Source organism: Janthinobacterium psychrotolerans (assembly GCF_001677885.1).
In the GTDB taxonomy this organism is placed as follows: Bacteria; Pseudomonadota; Gammaproteobacteria; order Burkholderiales; family Burkholderiaceae_D; genus Janthinobacterium; species Janthinobacterium psychrotolerans.
In genome coordinates this window covers 69,489-84,872 of record NZ_LOCQ01000049.1, presented here as the reverse complement: position 1 = coordinate 84,872, position 15,384 = coordinate 69,489, and the positions used below count along the sequence as shown (strand labels likewise).

Here is a 15,384-nt window from a genome sequence, read left to right as displayed (position 1 = left end):
GTTCCCATGCGCCAGAGTTGCCTGGATCGCCGTTGCTGTCCGCCATCTTGCCAGTTGTACGCTAACAAGTATGGATAGGGGCGCGTCATGACACAAGCATGGTTCATTCTTACCCGGCCCGACGGGCGCAACATCAGCGCCCCCACGCCGACCCAGCTGGCCGAAGCGCTGGACCAGGTTTACCGCGACGCCGGCAGTGGCCATGGCGCCGACGGCGGCACGGCCAGCGCCATGCTGCGTTTCGGCTACGACGACGGCCTGATGTATCAGGTCGAGGTGGCTAGCGGTGGCGAAGTCACTTTCGAGGAATGGTCGGACCGCGATTGCGAAATCGCCCTGGCCAGTCCGCGCCGCATGACGGCGTTGCGCCAGGACGACGCGCTGCAGCTGTGGCAATGGCTGGCGCAGCGCCAGGTGGCCAAGATCCGCGCGCAGACCTGGCAGTCCGGCGAATGAAGCGCATCAGTGCGCCATCAGCACGGGGATCGTCATGCTGTGCAGCACCGTGCGCGTGACGCCGCCGAGGATGGTTTCGCGCAGGCGCGAGTGGCCGTAGGCGCCCATCACCAGCAGATCAGCCGATAGTTCGGACACCTGCGTCAGCAAGGCCTCGCCGATATCGCCGCGCCGCGTGGCGCCACCGTCCAGTAACAGCAATTTCGCCTGCACGCCGTGGCGCGCCAGGTATTGCAGCAGGTCCGCGCCCGGCTGGTCGCCATGCTCGGCCGCGTGCAGCTGGGCGTCGAACACGGCCACATGCACCTGGCCCGCGCGTTGCAGCAGCGGCAGGGCGGCGCTCACGGCGCGGCTCGCTTCCTTGCTGCCATTCCACGATACCAGCACATTGCGCGCCGCCGCCGGGTGGTGCGGCCCGGTCAGCTGCGCCTGCGACAGCGCGTGCGGCACGATCAGCACTGGCTTGCCCGAATGCAGCAAGACATAGGCGGGGAAGTCGCGCATCACCGATGGCGATTTGTCGGCCGCGTTGTACTGGCTGATCACCACCAGGTCGGCATAGCGCGCCAGCAGGCTGATGCCGCCGGCCGCTTCGTCGTCGACCACGCGCTGTTCGAACGACGCCACGCCCGCACTGCTGGCCTGCTGTTCGAAACCATCGAGCGCGCGCGCTGCGCGTTCGCGCAAGAAATTGAGGTGCAGCGACAGGTTGGGATCGGCGTCCAGGTCGGGCTGGTGCTGGTACAGCAGGCGCGAGACACCGGTCAGGGCCACGCCCGTCAGGTGGCCGCCGCAGGCTTGCGCCACGCTGGCCGCCAGCGCAATGCGCGTATCGCGCCCGGCGCCGTCATCGATATGGAGCAACACGGTTTTATAAGTCATGAGCTGGCCTTTCAATCAGAACTGGCCTCCATTCTGGCACAGACCACCAAGGTGACTGCGCACGGCTGTACCAGGCTGAGCCTTTGATCTTGCGCAAAGTCTTGGACAAAAACTGCTCCTACACTTGGATCCCACTCAGAAAAATAATGCAGGAGGGAGACGAGATGACGGAACAATCGGCGGAACCAAGGGTGGCGCTGGTGACCGGTGGCATGGGTGGCCTGGGCACGGCCCTGTGCCGCCGCCTGCATGGCGCCGGCTTTGCCGTGGTGGCCATGCATACGCCAGGCAACCCGCGCGTGGCGCAGTGGCTGGAAGAGCAGCGCGCCGAGGATTTCAAGTTCCATGCGCTGGCCGCCGATGTCACCGATTTCGACGCTTGCGCATCGGCCGTGGGCCATGTGCTGCAGCAGTTCGGCCGCGTCGACGTGCTGGTCAACAATGCCGGCATCACGCGCGACCAGAGCATGCGCAAGATGGAGCGCGCGCACTGGAGCGAGGTGATGCGCACCAACCTCGACAGCATGTTCAACATGAGCAAGCAGGTGATCGAGCCGATGCTGCTTCACCGCTGGGGCCGCATTATCAATATCTCGTCCGTCAACGGCCAGAAAGGCGCTTTTGGCCAGTGCAATTATGCGGCCGCCAAGGCCGGCGTGCACGGCTTTTCCAAGTCGCTGGCGCTGGAAGTGGCGCGCCATGGCGTGACCGTCAATACGGTGTCGCCCGGCTACCTGCGCACGCGGATGGTCACCGCCGTGCCAGCGGACATCATGGACAAAAAAATCCTGCCGCAAATTCCGCTGGGGCGCCTGGGCGAACCGGACGAAGTGGCGGCGCTGGTGGCCTACCTGGCGTCCGATGAAGCGGCGTTCGTGACGGGCGCCAATATCGCCATCAATGGCGGGCAGCACATGAGTTAGTTTTACAGTGGTGGAGGAGACCCGGCATCCAGTGCGCACGCAGAGGCGGACGGGTGCCGGCGCAGTAGCGCAGCAGTGGCGTGGTGGCAAGGCAAGGGGCAGGGCAGCGATGCCTTGCCCTTTGCCTTTGCGGCGTCACCGGCGCCTGATGGCACTCAATCGCCGGCAACTTCGCGCAGCCGTTCACGCACCGTCGCCAGGGTCGACAAGACCCGTTCGGCACTGCGCGCCAGCACGGCGCGGCCCAGGTTCAGCAAGCTCGTTGCCAGGCTGATCCAGTGACTGACGTTGTCGTGGCGGGCGATGCGCTGGCGCACCGTATCGAGCAGGCCGCTCAGCTGGCGCTGGGCCGTGCCCAGTCCCGTGATGATATGGCCGGCGGCATCGGCATACAGGGCGTTGGCCTGCTGGCGCAGCGCCACTTCCAGCGCAAATACGGCTTGCGCCTGGGCCTGGGTAATGCCGGCCGGGCCCAGGCTGGCGCGCCTGCGAATGGCGCGCATCACGGCCTCGTGCAGGGCGGCAGCCGCCTGCGACAGGCTGTCGCCCAGCTGTTCGACGCGCATGGCGCTGCTGAGGGCGGCTTCGCGGCGTTCGTTCATGGCAATTCTCCCAGGCTGGCCAGGCGCGCATGTTCCAGCGCCAGCGCCGCCAGTTGCCGCTGCGCCAGGGTATGGCGCAAGCCGTACAAGCGGTATTCGTCGATTTTGCTTTGCTGTACCGTTTTCGCCAGCACCGCCAGCAGGCGCTGCGCTGGCGTGTCGGCAAAGGCGATGTCGGTTTCCAGCAGGCCCAGCACGATATCGCGCTCATTGTCGCCCGCCTTGTCGTACAGGCGCAGCAAACCGGTCAAGGTCGACACCAGCGTCTGCAGCGCCGGATCGCCATCGCGCATCAGCTGGCCCAGCAGCTGGCGCTGGCCCGCTTCGCCCTGCATGCGCGCCAGCAGGCGCAGCAAGATGGTGTAGGCCGTGACCGCACGGTCATCGATGCCGGTGGCTGGCCAGGCGCGGATCGCCACGCCGGCCGCATTGATCTCGCTGGTGAACGCAAAACGGTCCTGGCGCGCCAGCTGGCCCAGGCCCTGCAAATACTGCGCCACGCCCAGTTCGATCAGCGCCACGTCGGCATGCATGGCGCGGCGCTGCCGGTCGAGCAGTTTTTCGCTGGCGTCCTGCTGTTCGTCCAGGTAGGGCCGCAGGCGCTCGTAGCTGTCGCGGTGGCGCAGCGCCAGTTCGCCAAAGGCTTGCAGGACTTGGGCGTCGTCGGCCAGCGCCAGCACTTGCTGCGTGGCGGGCAGGCGATCGGCGCGTGTGGCGCAGCCACCGAGCAACAGGCATAGCGCAAACAAGCAGGACAGGCGGGACATGGTGGTGGCCAGGAAGGGAAAAGATGTTCATTGTCCCCGCGTGCGCCAGCACTGGTATTGTGATTGAGCAATCGTACAGACGTAAAAAATGCGCTCGCAACCAGGTTGCAGAGCGCATTTCATTACATGAGACCCTGCCTCAAAGCGTGGCGAGCGGGCGTGATGGCGCCCCGCGCAGCAGCTTTCAGGCGGGTCTTAGCGGCCGCGGCCGCCCGAACGATGCGAAGCCGCCGAACGCGGCGCATTGCCGGAGCGGTTGCCGCCGCCACCGCCACCGCCCGATGGGCCGGCGCTGCGTGGCTTGGCGCCGCCGCCGCCGGTTTTCACGCGCACCACGGCGCCGGCTGGCGCGCGGCTGTTGTTGCGGTGGCCGCCGGTGCCGCTGCGCAATTGCACAGGCTGGGCGCGGGCGTTCAGGTCAGGCTCGAAGCCTTCGATGACTTCGCGCGGCAGGGTTTGCTTGATCAACTTTTCGATGTCTTTCAACATTTCGTGCTCATCCACGCAGACCAGCGACACGGCTTCGCCCTTGGCGCCGGCACGGCCGGTACGGCCGATACGGTGCACATAATCTTCCGGAATATTCGGCAGATCGTAGTTGACGACGTGTGGCAACTGATCGATATCGATGCCGCGCGCGGCGATGTCGGTGGCCACCAGCACTTGCAGCGTGCCGTCCTTGAACTCGGACAGCGCGCGCGTGCGCGCCGACTGGCTCTTGTTGCCGTGGATCGCCAGCGCGCCGATGCCGTCCGCGCCCAGTTGCTCGACCAGCTTGTTGGCGCCGTGCTTGGTGCGGGTAAATACCAGTACCTGGGTCCAGTTGTTCGACTTGATCAGGTAGGACAGCATCGGGTGCTTCTTGTCGCGGTCGACCGGATGGATCTTCTGCTTGATCACTTCGACGGTCGAATTGCGGCGCGCCACTTCGATCATGGCCGGCTTGTTCAGCAGGCCATCGGCCAGGGCCTTGATCTCTTCCGAGAAGGTGGCCGAAAACAGCAGGTTCTGGCGTTTCGGCGGCAATACCGCCAGCACTTTCTTGATGTCGCGGATAAAGCCCATGTCCAGCATGCGGTCGGCTTCGTCGAGGATCAGGATTTCCACTTTCGACAGGTCGACCGTGCCCTGGCCCATATGGTCGAGCAAACGGCCCGGCGTGGCCACCAGGATGTCGACGCCATGTTTGAGTTGCTTGATTTGCGGGTTGATGCCGACGCCGCCGAAGATCACGGTCGAGTTCAGCTTGGTGTACTTGCTGTAGGCGCGCACGCTTTCTTCGACCTGGGCCGCCAGTTCGCGCGTCGGCGCCAGGATCAGCGCGCGGATCGGGCGCGTCGAGCTGTTGCTGGTGATCGCCGCGCCATTGGCGTCGGTCGACAGGCGGTGCAGCACGGGCAGGGTAAAGCCGGCCGTCTTGCCGGTACCGGTCTGTGCGCCGGCCAGCAGGTCGCCGCCAGCCAATACGGCGGGAATCGCCTGGGTCTGGATCGGGGTCGGTACGGTGTAGCCGTGTTCGGTAACGGCACGAACGATAGCGTCGGACAATCCGAGGGAGGAAAAGGACATGGTAACTTTATTGTGAGATCGGCCTGTCGCCATCGGGAGGCGCCAGTCGCAGGCAATCAGATTAGGGTCGAAAGACAGCGGCAAGGGGACTGGTCATATGTGCCGCATGCGCGAAGTATAACAGCATAGTCAAAAAGTGCTGTAACTGATTCAGATCAAGACGCTGGCATGTTATGAACGGGATATGTGACATCTGTCGCAGAAACTGCTTGCAGGTCGTGTGACAGTTGTCGCATAATTGCTGCACATCATTGCAAAGGAATTCCATGGCCACCCCATCCGTTACCGAACTGACCTTGTTGAAAGCCCTGTGGAAAGGCCAGCCGCTGTCGGCGCGCGCGCTGCACGCCAGCGTCGAGGAAGAACTGGGCTGGTCGTTTTCATCGACCCGCAAGACGGTCGAGCGCATGCTGGAAAAAGGCCTGCTGGTGCAGCGCAGCGAACAGGGCGTACAGGTCTATGAAACGACGGCGGACAAGGTGGCCACCCTGGCCGCGTTTGCCCATGATTTCGGCCGCCGCGTGATGGAGCTGGAGACGCCCTTGCCGGTGACGATGTTTACCGGCAGCAAACTGGTCGACCAGCAGGAACTGGCGCAGCTGGAACAATTGCTGCAGGACTGGCCGCTCGACGCGAAGGAGTAGGGCGATGCCGCTGATATTGCTGACGCTGTTGCAGGCCAGCGCCGCCTGCCTGGTCACCGGCCTGCTGCTGTGGTGTTTGCTGAGCCTGGCGCAACGGCGCTGGCCGGCATTGGCCGCCCAGCGCGGCGTCTGGCTAGTCGCGCAGCTGGTGCAGGCCGCCGCGTTCGTGCTGCCGCTGCTGCCCGATACGCAACAGCTGAGCGTGGTACCCGAACTGAGCGTGCCGGTGGCGCTGGCCGGCGCGGCGCCCGAGGCGCCGCTGGCCATGGCAGCGCCAGCCGCCGGTCTGCCTGCCGCTGCCTCCTGGCTGGCGCTGGTGCCGGCCGCCTGGGGCCTGGTCTATCTGCTTGGCGTCGCTGTCACGGCATGGCGCTGGCAACGTGCCCGCGCCATGTTGCGCACCTTGCTGGCACTGGCGCAGCGGCGCCGGCTGCATGGCGTCGAGGTGCTGGAAGTGGACGCGCCGATCTCGCCGATGCTGGTCGGCGTCTGGCGGCCGCGCTTGCTGCTGCCGGCGCATCTGGCGCAATTTACGCCGGAACAGCAGCAACTGGTGATCGCCCATGAGCTGACCCATGCCCGCCGCCGCGACCCCTTGCTTTTGCTGTTGGCCACCTTGCTGCAGGCGCTGCTGTGGTTCAATCCGGCCGCGCGCTGGCTGGCCGGCAAGCTGGCCTGGGCGCAGGAACTGGGCTGCGACCGCCAGGTGCTGGCTGGCCGGCCACAGCGCGAGCGCCAGCAGTATGCGGCGGCGCTGGTCAAACAACTGGGCCTGCAGGCGCAATCGCTGCCGGGGCTGGCCTTTGGCGGCGGCCGCATGGCCGAACGCTTGAGCCATCTGCGTGACGGCCAGGTGCGATTGCATCCGCTGCTGCGCGCCCTGGCGGTGCTGCTGTTGTGCGCCATCGGCGCGGCCAGCCTGGCGCTGCAGCCTGCACTGGCCTGGTCGGTAGCGGCCACGCCTGCCGCCATCTTCACGGCGACTGCGCCAGCCACGGCGCCGTCTGCCTGGCGCAATCCGCTCGACACCATGCGTGTCACGGGCTTCTTTGGCGTGGTGCGCCAGATGACGCCACAAGGCCATCGCGGCATCGATCTGGGCGCCAGGCGCGGCACGCCGGTGCATGCGGCGGCCGACGGCATCGCCAGCGTCAGCGAAGATGCGCGCCTGGGCAAGGCGGTGCGCATCGACCATGGCGGCGGCATCGAGTCGCTGTACGCCCATCTCGACCAGGTCACGCTGAGCACCGGCATGGCCGTCACCGCCGGCCAGACCATCGGCACGGTCGGCGATACCGGCCTGGCGACGGGGCCGCACCTGCATTTCCAGGTCAGCCGCAACGGGCGCCTGCAGGACCCGCAACAGTGGCTGGCCGGTCTCGACGCCAATGCCACCGCCCGCGCCCTGCGCATGCGCAAGGAGCAGTTCGGCTACTAAATTCGCCCCTTCATCATGCCGGCCCGGGATCACGGGCCGGTACCACCACCTCCAGGAATCCCCATGCGAACCACCCTGTTGCTATGCAGCCTCGCGCTGCCATGGCCGGCCGCCGTGCGCGCCGACGATACCCTACCCTCGGTCACCATCAGCGTCGACCGCACCGCCCAGCGCCGCAATGACACGGTCTCGACCATCACTGTCGGCCACGATGAGCTGATACGCCAGGGCGACCGCGCCCTGATCGATGTGCTCAAGCGCCTGCCCGGCGTGTCGGTGGGCGGCGCGCCCGGTGCCGGCCAGGGCCAGCAAATCGCGCTGCACGGCCTGGGCCAGGGCTACACCCTGGTGATGCTCGACGGCGTTGCCGTGCCCAACGATTTTGCGCTCGACAGCCTGGACCCGGAGCTGGTCGAGCGCGTCGAGATCCGGCGCGCCGCCACTGCCGAATTTTCCGCCCAGGCGATTGCCGGCGCGATCAATATCGTGCTGAAAAAAGCCGCTGCAAAACCACAGCGCGAGTTCAAGCTGGGCGCCTCCACCAGCGCCGGCCTGCACGCCGGCAGCGCCACCCTGCAATGGTCGGGCAAGCGGCAAAGCCTGACGTATGCGCTGGCCGGCACGCTCAGCCGCACGGCGCGCGCCAGCGATATCGATGAGTGGGACCGCAATCTCGATATCGACGGCAACACCACCGCGCTGCGCCATGTGCCGCAGCGCGAGACGGTGCGGGTCTATGGGCTGGAGCTGGCGCCGCGCCTGAGCTGGGCAATGGCGGACGAGGCCAGCCTGGCCTGGCAAAGCCTGGTCAGCGTCAAGCGCCTGGCGACGCGCCACCTGGGCATGGAAACGGCGTATGTGGGCGGCAGCAGCAGCTACCCCGATAATCACAGCGACTTCGACCAGGAAAGCAGTACCGTGCGCAGCGACCTGCAATGGCTGCGCAAGCTCGGCGCCGGCGCCAGCCTGGACGTCAAGCTGGGCGTGAACTACAACCACCGCAGCAACGATTTTGTATTCGAGGGCCGTGGCCCCGGGCCTGAACGTGTGCTGCGCGCCACGCACCTGGTCGACTCCGGCGTCGACGACGCAGGCGTGACCTTCAGTGGCAGCTACCGGCTGCAGCTGGGCGAACACCATCTGCTGGCGGCGGGCTGGGATGCGGGCCGGCGCCGGCGCGCCGACTTTCGCCGCGAGCGCCAGTTGCTGGCTGGCGCGGAGCCGGCACTGTCGGACGAAGCCTATGCGGCCACCGCCGCGCGCCTGGCGCTATATGCGCAGGACGAATGGGAAGTGTCGGCGCGCTGGTCGCTTTACCTGGGCTTGCGCTGGGAAGGCTTGCGTACGGCCAGCGGCCAGGTGAACGTGCGCTCGCAGGTATGGAGCCCGCTGCTGCAAAGCCTGTGGAAATTGCGCGGCGAAGACCAGCTGCGCCTGGCGCTGACGCGCACGTACAAGGCGCCCGAAATCTTCGAGCTGCTTCCTCGCCGCTACACGGTCGACAACGGCAACAGCGCCACCAATCCCGACACCCGGGGCAATCCTGCGCTGCGCCCGGAACTGGCCTGGGGCATCGATGCGGCATATGAATACTATCCGGCCAAGGGCGTGCTGCTGGGCTTGAGTGGTTCGCTGCGGCAGGTCAAGGGCGTGATGCGCGACCAGTTATACCTCGCTGGCGAGCGCTGGGTCGCCACGCCCGTCAACGGCGGCGATGCGCTGGTGCGCGGGCTGGAACTGGAAGCAAAGTTACCGCTCGGTGCGGTCGATCTGCGCGCCAACCTGGCGCGCAACTGGTCGCGCGTGACCGGCGTGCCCGGCCCGGACAACCGGCTCGACAGCCAGCTGCCGTGGAGCGCCAGCGCTGGCGGCGACTACCGGCTGGCGCGCCTGCCGCTGTCGCTTGGCGCCAGCTTCACTTACCAGGCCGGCGTGCGTGCGCGTATTTCCAACAGCATGCTGGCGTATGCCGGCGTCAAGCGCGAACTGGACGCCTATGCCTTATGGAAATGGAGCGACAAGCTGCGTCTGCGCATGTCGGGCGCCAACCTGCTGGGACAGCGCCATGTCACCCGCGGCGTGTTTGACGATGGCGATGGCCGCATGCTGCGCAGCGTCAGTGCCGCCAGCGACCCGACCTGGAGGTTGATGCTGGAAGGCAGCTTGTAACGGATAAAATCAATAATCGAAAAAATCGAACATAACTTCGAAAACTTTGCGTTTCAAGTTTCGCCACCCTGGCTTCATACGGCATGGCACTGGCCCAGCACACAGTGTCATGGCAGGGAAGTCCGGCATTGCCGATCACGCTTTGCATGATACAGGCGGGCGCCCAGCCAATGACCTCGGTGCAATACTTGCTGGAGCTGCAGCGCGACTGGGCGCATGGCGAAACCTGCAATCAAACCGTGGCCACCGCCGTGGCGCATGGCGGCGGCTATGGCTTGGGCCTGATCCACGCCAAGACCATGTTCAACGCCAGCGAAGGGCATGGCTTACCTGCTGAGCAGGCATGAAAAAACCGGCCGAGGCCGGTTTTTTTGCATTGCGCTGCTTGTTACGCGAACGGCGCCAGCAGGCTGACCATCTGGCCAAACACCTTCGGGCTGGCGGCGATCACGTCGCCCTTGTACAGGTAGTCCGATTCGCCGGAAAATTCACCGACGATGCCGCCCGATTCCGTGATCATCAGCGCGCCGGCGGCGATGTCCCAAGGCTTCAGGCCTTTCTGGTAGAAGCCGTCGAGGCGGCCGCAGGCGACGTAGGCCAGGTCCAGCGCGGCCGAACCGGCGCTGCGCACGCCCTGGCTGCGTTCGCCCATGATGGCGTACATTTTCAGGTATTCGTCGAGCGCGCGCGGGCCGGCGCCGTGGCCGGTGCCCAGCATGGCGTTGGCCACACGGTCCAGCTTGGTCACGCGGATGCGTTTTTCATTCAGGAAGGCGCCGGCGCCCTTGCTGGCGGTAAACAGGTCATTGCGGACGGGATCGTAGATCACGGCTTGCGTGACGATGCCGCGCTGGGCCAATGCCAGCGAGATGCAGTATTGCGGAAAGCCGTGGATAAAGTTGGTGGTGCCATCGATCGGGTCGATGATCCACTGGAATTCATTCTCGTCGTGCGAGTTGGCGGAAGCGCCCGATTCCTCACCCAGGAACGCGTGGTCCGGGTAGGCCTTGGACAGCACCTCGATAATGGCTTGTTCGGCCGCCTGGTCGACATCGGTGACGAAATCGTTATGTTGTTTTTCCGTGACGACGACGCGGTCGAGGTCGAAAGACGCGCGGTTGATGACGGTGGCGGCGCGGCGGGCGGCCTTGATGGCCGTGTTGAGCATTGGGTGCATGTGAGCTTCCGTTAAAAGCACGCGAGCGCCCGGCAGTACCGGTGTGTACTGGAGCGCAGGAGTGCAAGAATGAATTAAAGAGCAAAGCGGTGGCGAAGTGGTTAAAATCCGGGCCTGGCGTCAGCGTTGTGTGACGTCCATCTTCCGACATTTCCTGTATCGATACCGCGCAATGGCGCTATTTTAAATGAATCTGCCCGAAATCAATACGTCTCTTTTCAAACGCCTGCGATTTATCCTCGTCGAGACCAGCCGTGCCGGCAATATCGGCGCCGTCGCGCGGGCCATGAAAACCATGGGCTTTTCCGACCTGGTGCTGGTCAACCCGCGCTTTGCCGACGCCCTCCGCGACCCGGAAGCGGTGGCCTTTGCCAGCGGTGCGCAGGATATCCTGGCCGGCGCGCGCATCGTCGGCTCGATCGCCGAGGCGCTGGAAGGCTGCAACTACGCGGCCGCCGTGTCGGCCCGGCTGCGCGAATTTTCGCCGCCGGTGACCGCGCCGCGCGACATTGCCGCCCAGCTGGCCGCCGGCACCGAGCTGCATGCGGCGGTGATTTTCGGCAACGAGCGCTTCGGCCTGCCCAACGAGATCGTCGAACAGTGCAATGTCCTGATCAATATCCCGGCCAACCCCGAGTATTCTTCGCTGAACCTGTCACAGGCGGCGCAGGTGGTCGCCTATGAATGCCGGGTCGCCGCCCTGGCGGCCTCGGGCGATGCGCAAGCGGCCAGCCCCATCGGTTTTCATGGCGACGCGGCCAGCCTGGCCCAGGTCGACGGCATGTATGCGCATTTGCAGGAAGCGCTGGTGGCCATCGATTTTCTCGACGCCGACAATCCGAAAAAACTGATGCCGCGTTTGAAACGTTTGTTTTCGCGCACCGGGCTGGAAACGGAAGAAGTCAATATCCTGCGCGGCATCGCGCGCCATATCCTGGTGATGGCGAAAAAGCCACGATGATCGAAACGCGGCTGTTGCGCCAGTTTATTGCGCTGGCCGAAGAGCCGGACTTCCGGCGCGCCGCCGAGCGGCTGCACATGGCCCAGCCGCCGTTGTCGCAGGCGATTCTGCGGCTCGAAGAGCAGCTCGGCTATCCGGTATTCGCACGCACCAACCGCAAGGTCGACCTGACGGCCGCCGGCACGGCGTTTCTCGCCACCGCCAGACAGGTGCTGGCGGCCCTGGAACAGGGCGTGGCCGAAACGCGGCGCGTGGCGCAGGGCCGTGCCGGCCATCTGCGCCCGGGCTTTATCCAGGTCACCCCGTATGCCCATGTGCTGGACGCCTTGCCTTTCCCGCTGTGCACCTGACCCTGCGCGTAGCGCCGACCCAGGAGCTGGTGGAGCTGCTGGAAGCGGGTGAGCTCGATATCGCGCTGCTGCGCGCGCCGGGGCGCTGATCGCCGGCTGGGGGCTATCGTCCATCAGCCTGGGCGGCATGGCGGCGGCGCTGCTGGCCATGTTGTTACTGCTGCGCGGCAGTTAGACCCTGCGCTCCAGTTTTTTGCGCACGGCGCATCGCGCTCCTGGCGTACACTGGACGGAAAAACCGCTCACCAGGGGGAGGCAACACACCATGCGACGCAGATCGTTTTTCAAGCTGGGGCTGCTGGGCGCCTGCACCCTGGCGGCCGGTGGCGCCGCCTACCGGCTGGCGCGCGGACCGGCGCCCTTGCGCCGTTTCGAGCTCGACGGCGAAGCGCGCGCGGCGCTGGCCGCCATCGTGCCGGCCATGCTGGGCAGCGCCTTGCCGCCGGGCGCGGTGGCGCTGGCGCGCTCGATCGACGGCGTGCGCACCGCGATCCATGGCTTGCCGCTGGCCCAGCAGGGCGAGGTACAGGACCTGTTTGGCCTGCTGGCGCTGGCGCCGGCGCGATGGCTGGTCACCGGCATCGATGGTGGCTGGATCGGGGCCGATCCGCGCCAGGTGGCGGCCTTTCTGCAGGGCTGGCGCTTGCACCGTTTTGCCATCTTGCAGACGGCCTATCTGGCCTTGCACGACCTGATCCTGGGCGCCTGGTATGCCGACAGCGCCAGCTGGGCCGCCATCGGCTATCCCGGGCCGATGGCCGAACTGTCATGAAGGCGCAAGCATGAGTTCACCGATACCTGATCCGATCGCCGCCGGCCTGGCCGCCGGCTGGCAGGTGATCGACGCCGCCAGCTTGCAATCGGACCGTACCCTGGAGGCTGATGTGGTCATCATCGGCAGCGGCGCCGGCGGCGGCATCACGGCCGAACTGCTGGCGCGCGCCGGTTTGACGGTGCTGATCGTCGAGGAGGGCGGCCTGAAGTCGTCAAAAGACTTCAAGATGCGCGAGGCCGACGCCTATCCCGCGCTGTACCAGGAGTCCGCCGCCCGCAAGACGCGCGACAAGGCCATCAATATCCTGCAGGGGCGTACCGTTGGCGGTTCGACCACCGTCAACTGGACCTCGAGCTTTCGTGCCCCGCCCGCCACTCTGGCGCACTGGCAGTCGCACCACGGCCTGGCGGGCTACACGGTGGCGGCCATGGCGCCATGGTTCGAGATGGTCGAACGGCGCCTGCATGTTGGCGACTGGCCCGCGCCGCCGAATGAAAACAACGATCTGCTGCGGCGCGGCGCGCGGCAGCTGGGCATACCGACGGCCGCCATACGGCGCAACGTCAACGGCTGCTGGAACCTCGGCTACTGCGGCATGGGCTGCCCCACCAATGCCAAGCAGTCGATGCTGGTCACCACCATACCGGCTGCGCTGCAGCTGGGCGCCAGGCTGCTGACGCACGCCAGGGCCGAACGCTTTGTGCTGCAGGGCGAGCGCATCGCCAGCCTGCAGGTGACGGCGCTCGATGTGGCCGGCCAAGCACCGACCGGGACCAGGCTGACCTTGTTGGCCAAACATTTCGTGCTGGCCGGCGGCGCCATCAATTCGCCGGCGCTGCTGCTGCGTTCGAACGCGCCCGATCCGCACAAGCTGCTGGGCCGGCGCACCTTCCTTCACCCCACCGTCATTTCCGCCGCCCTGTTCACGCAACGGGTCGACGCCCATGCCGGCGCGCCGCAAACGATTTATTCCGACCATTTTCTCGGTGTCGAGCCCATCGATGGGGCCATCGGCTACAAGCTCGAAGCGCCGCCCCTGCATCCGCTGCTGATGGCCACCACCATGGGCGGCTTTGGCGACGAACACGCGCAGACCATGCGCCAGTTTCCCCATGTGCACGGCCTGCTGGCGCTGCTGCGCGACGGTTTTCACGAGGAGGCCAGCGGCGGCGCGGTCGGCCTCGACGGCCATGGCAATGCCGTGCTCGATTATCCGTTGACGCCGTTTGTCTGGGATGGCGTGCGCCGCGCGCTGCTGTCCATGGCCGAGATCCAGTTCGCCGCCGGCGCGCGCAGCGTCTACCCGGTGCATGAAATGGCGCGCCACTACACCAGCTGGGCCCAGGCGCGGCAGGCGATCGATGGCTTGCCGTACCGCGCCTTGCTGGCGCGCGTGGTGTCGGCCCATGTGATGGGCGGCTGCGCCATGTCCGACGATGCGCGCCTGGGCGTGTGCGACGCACAAGGACGTTATCGCGGCCTGGCCAATCTGTCGGTGCATGACGGCTCGCTGTTTCCCACTTCGATCGGCGCCAATCCGCAGCTGTCGATCTATGCGCTGGCCGCGCGCCTGGCCAGCAGCCTGGCGCAAGCGTTGACGGGCAAGGCGGCCCCCGGCTTCGGTACGGAAAAGGAGGCTGAGGCGTGATTGCCCGCGCCCTGCGCTGGCTGATGCTGCTGCAAGTGCTGGCAGCCCTGGGCCTGGCATGGCTGCTGTGGCAGGGCGGCCTGAGGCACATGGCGCTGGCGCTGCTGCTGGGTGCGATGGGCGTGCTGCTGGTGCGCGCGCTGATTGTGGCGCGCAATTTCTGGCACAGCCGGCGTGACGGCGGCCAGGCCGTGCCGCAGCCGCTCGGCATGGCCGCCGCGGCGCGTTTGTTCATGGGCGAACTGAGCGCCAATCTGCGTACCTCGTCCTGGGGCATGCTGCGCCCGCGCCTGAGCAAGCCTGGCACGCCAGGAAAGGCGCTGCTGCCGGTGTTATTGATTCACGGTTATGTCTGCAACCGCGGTTTCTGGGCGCCCTTGAGCGGCCAGCTGGCGCGGGCCGGCGTGGTCCATGGCGCAGTCGACCTCGAACCCGTCAATGCCGGCATCGAGGACTTCGTGCCGGTGGTCGAACAGGCCATCGACGCCTTGCTGGCCGACGCCGGCGCGCGGCAGGTCATCATCGTTGCGCACAGCATGGGCGGCCTGGTGGCGCGCGCGTACTTGCGCCGCCATGGTTGCGCGCGCGTGGCGCGCGTGATCACCATCGGCACGCCGCACCACGGCACGGCGCTGGCCAACCTGGCGGTGGGCAGCAATGCGCGCCAGATGAGCCGTCCCGGCGGCCGGCCCGGCGCCTGGCTGGCGCAGCTGGACCATGACGAGACGCCGCAGGCGCGCGCGCTGATCACATCGATCTATTCGCATCACGACAATATCGTCGCGCCGCAGGACTCGGCGCGGCTGCCGGGCGCGCGCAATCATGCTTATGCCGGCCTGGGCCATGTGGCGCTGGCGTCCGATGCGCGCGTGCTGCGCCAGGTGCTGGCGGAAATCACTATCGTTTCGCAAGTCGGTGCAGCGGTTTTGGCGTCTGGTTAGCGCCGGGTTGCCCCGCCTGGCATCAAGCTGGACTAGTTGTCGTTTTTGACGCCATGGTTGTCCACTTTTCATCGCTTGCCGC

At 66.3% G+C, this 15,384-nt stretch carries 15 protein-coding genes and 1 pseudogene; 11 read left to right on the top strand and 5 right to left on the bottom strand.

Annotated features, from left to right (window positions below; all coding sequences use genetic code 11):
- Positions 1-87 precede the first annotated feature (87 nt).
- Entirely contained in the window at positions 88-456 is a 369-nt protein-coding gene (locus ASR47_RS07850) for a hypothetical protein (RefSeq protein WP_065307205.1), read from the top strand.
- 6 nt (positions 457-462) lie between these two features.
- On the opposite strand, the gene ASR47_RS07845 is transcribed toward ASR47_RS07850, so the two are convergent.
- A complete protein-coding gene (locus ASR47_RS07845) occupies positions 463-1,338 on the bottom strand; it encodes a universal stress protein (protein WP_065307204.1) in 876 nt (291 codons plus the stop codon).
- 164 nt (positions 1,339-1,502) lie between these two features.
- On the opposite strand from ASR47_RS07845, the gene phbB reads away from it, so the two are divergent.
- Complete coding sequence (gene phbB, locus ASR47_RS07840) at positions 1,503-2,261, top strand: acetoacetyl-CoA reductase (protein WP_065307203.1); 759 nt, start codon at positions 1,503-1,505, stop codon at positions 2,259-2,261.
- Positions 2,262-2,416: 155 nt separating this feature from the next.
- Here phbB and ASR47_RS07835 read toward each other — a convergent pair whose 3' ends face one another.
- The 3 genes from ASR47_RS07835 to ASR47_RS07825 form a co-directional block, all read right to left on the bottom strand.
- Positions 2,417-2,863 (bottom strand): histidine kinase, encoded by a 447-nt coding sequence (locus tag ASR47_RS07835; RefSeq protein ID WP_082988807.1) that lies wholly within the window; start codon positions 2,861-2,863, stop codon positions 2,417-2,419.
- Positions 2,860-3,630: a hypothetical protein gene (locus tag ASR47_RS07830; RefSeq protein WP_065307202.1), complete on the bottom strand. Its 771-nt coding sequence runs from the start codon at positions 3,628-3,630 to the stop codon at positions 2,860-2,862. The genes ASR47_RS07835 and ASR47_RS07830 overlap by 4 nt, the downstream gene beginning before the upstream one ends.
- Before the next feature lie 195 nt (positions 3,631-3,825).
- Positions 3,826-5,199, bottom strand: coding sequence for a DEAD/DEAH box helicase (locus ASR47_RS07825; RefSeq protein WP_065307201.1), 1,374 nt, complete (start codon positions 5,197-5,199; stop codon positions 3,826-3,828).
- Between the two features lie 266 nt (positions 5,200-5,465).
- On the opposite strand from ASR47_RS07825, the gene ASR47_RS07820 reads away from it, so the two are divergent.
- From ASR47_RS07820 to ASR47_RS07805, 4 genes and pseudogenes are all read left to right on the top strand, one after another.
- Positions 5,466-5,843, top strand: coding sequence for a BlaI/MecI/CopY family transcriptional regulator (locus tag ASR47_RS07820; protein WP_065307200.1), 378 nt, complete (start codon positions 5,466-5,468; stop codon positions 5,841-5,843).
- A gap of 4 nt (positions 5,844-5,847) precedes the next feature.
- A complete protein-coding gene (locus ASR47_RS07815) occupies positions 5,848-7,281 on the top strand; it encodes a M23/M56 family metallopeptidase (protein ID WP_065307199.1) in 1,434 nt (477 codons plus the stop codon).
- Between the two features lie 63 nt (positions 7,282-7,344).
- On the top strand, positions 7,345-9,450 hold the full coding sequence (locus ASR47_RS07810; RefSeq protein WP_065307198.1) for a TonB-dependent receptor plug domain-containing protein: 2,106 nt from the start codon (positions 7,345-7,347) through the stop codon (positions 9,448-9,450).
- A 146-nt stretch (positions 9,451-9,596) separates the two neighbouring features.
- Positions 9,597-9,797, top strand: a pseudogene (locus ASR47_RS07805) (hypothetical protein); the annotation flags it as partial.
- Positions 9,798-9,838: 41 nt separating this feature from the next.
- Here ASR47_RS07805 and ASR47_RS07800 read toward each other — a convergent pair.
- Positions 9,839-10,618: an inositol monophosphatase family protein gene (locus ASR47_RS07800; RefSeq protein WP_065307196.1), complete on the bottom strand. Its 780-nt coding sequence runs from the start codon at positions 10,616-10,618 to the stop codon at positions 9,839-9,841.
- A 196-nt stretch (positions 10,619-10,814) separates the two neighbouring features.
- On the opposite strand from ASR47_RS07800, the gene ASR47_RS07795 reads away from it, so the two are divergent.
- The 5 genes from ASR47_RS07795 to ASR47_RS07775 all read left to right on the top strand — a co-directional run bounded on the left by ASR47_RS07795 (position 10,815) and on the right by ASR47_RS07775 (position 15,302).
- Positions 10,815-11,588 (top strand): RNA methyltransferase, encoded by a 774-nt coding sequence (locus ASR47_RS07795; protein WP_065307195.1) that lies wholly within the window; start codon positions 10,815-10,817, stop codon positions 11,586-11,588.
- On the top strand, positions 11,585-11,938 hold the full coding sequence (locus tag ASR47_RS28145) for a LysR family transcriptional regulator (protein ID WP_065307194.1): 354 nt from the start codon (positions 11,585-11,587) through the stop codon (positions 11,936-11,938). Before ASR47_RS07795 ends, ASR47_RS28145 begins: the two co-directional genes overlap by 4 nt.
- Positions 11,939-12,203: 265 nt before the next feature.
- Entirely contained in the window at positions 12,204-12,710 is a 507-nt protein-coding gene (locus ASR47_RS07785) for a hypothetical protein (RefSeq protein ID WP_065307193.1), read from the top strand.
- Positions 12,711-12,720: 10 nt separating this feature from the next.
- Complete coding sequence (locus ASR47_RS07780) at positions 12,721-14,361, top strand: GMC family oxidoreductase (RefSeq protein WP_065307192.1); 1,641 nt, start codon at positions 12,721-12,723, stop codon at positions 14,359-14,361.
- Entirely contained in the window at positions 14,358-15,302 is a 945-nt protein-coding gene (locus ASR47_RS07775) for an alpha/beta fold hydrolase (RefSeq protein WP_065307191.1), read from the top strand. The genes ASR47_RS07780 and ASR47_RS07775 overlap by 4 nt, the downstream gene beginning before the upstream one ends.
- The last annotated feature ends 82 nt before the right edge of the window (positions 15,303-15,384 follow it).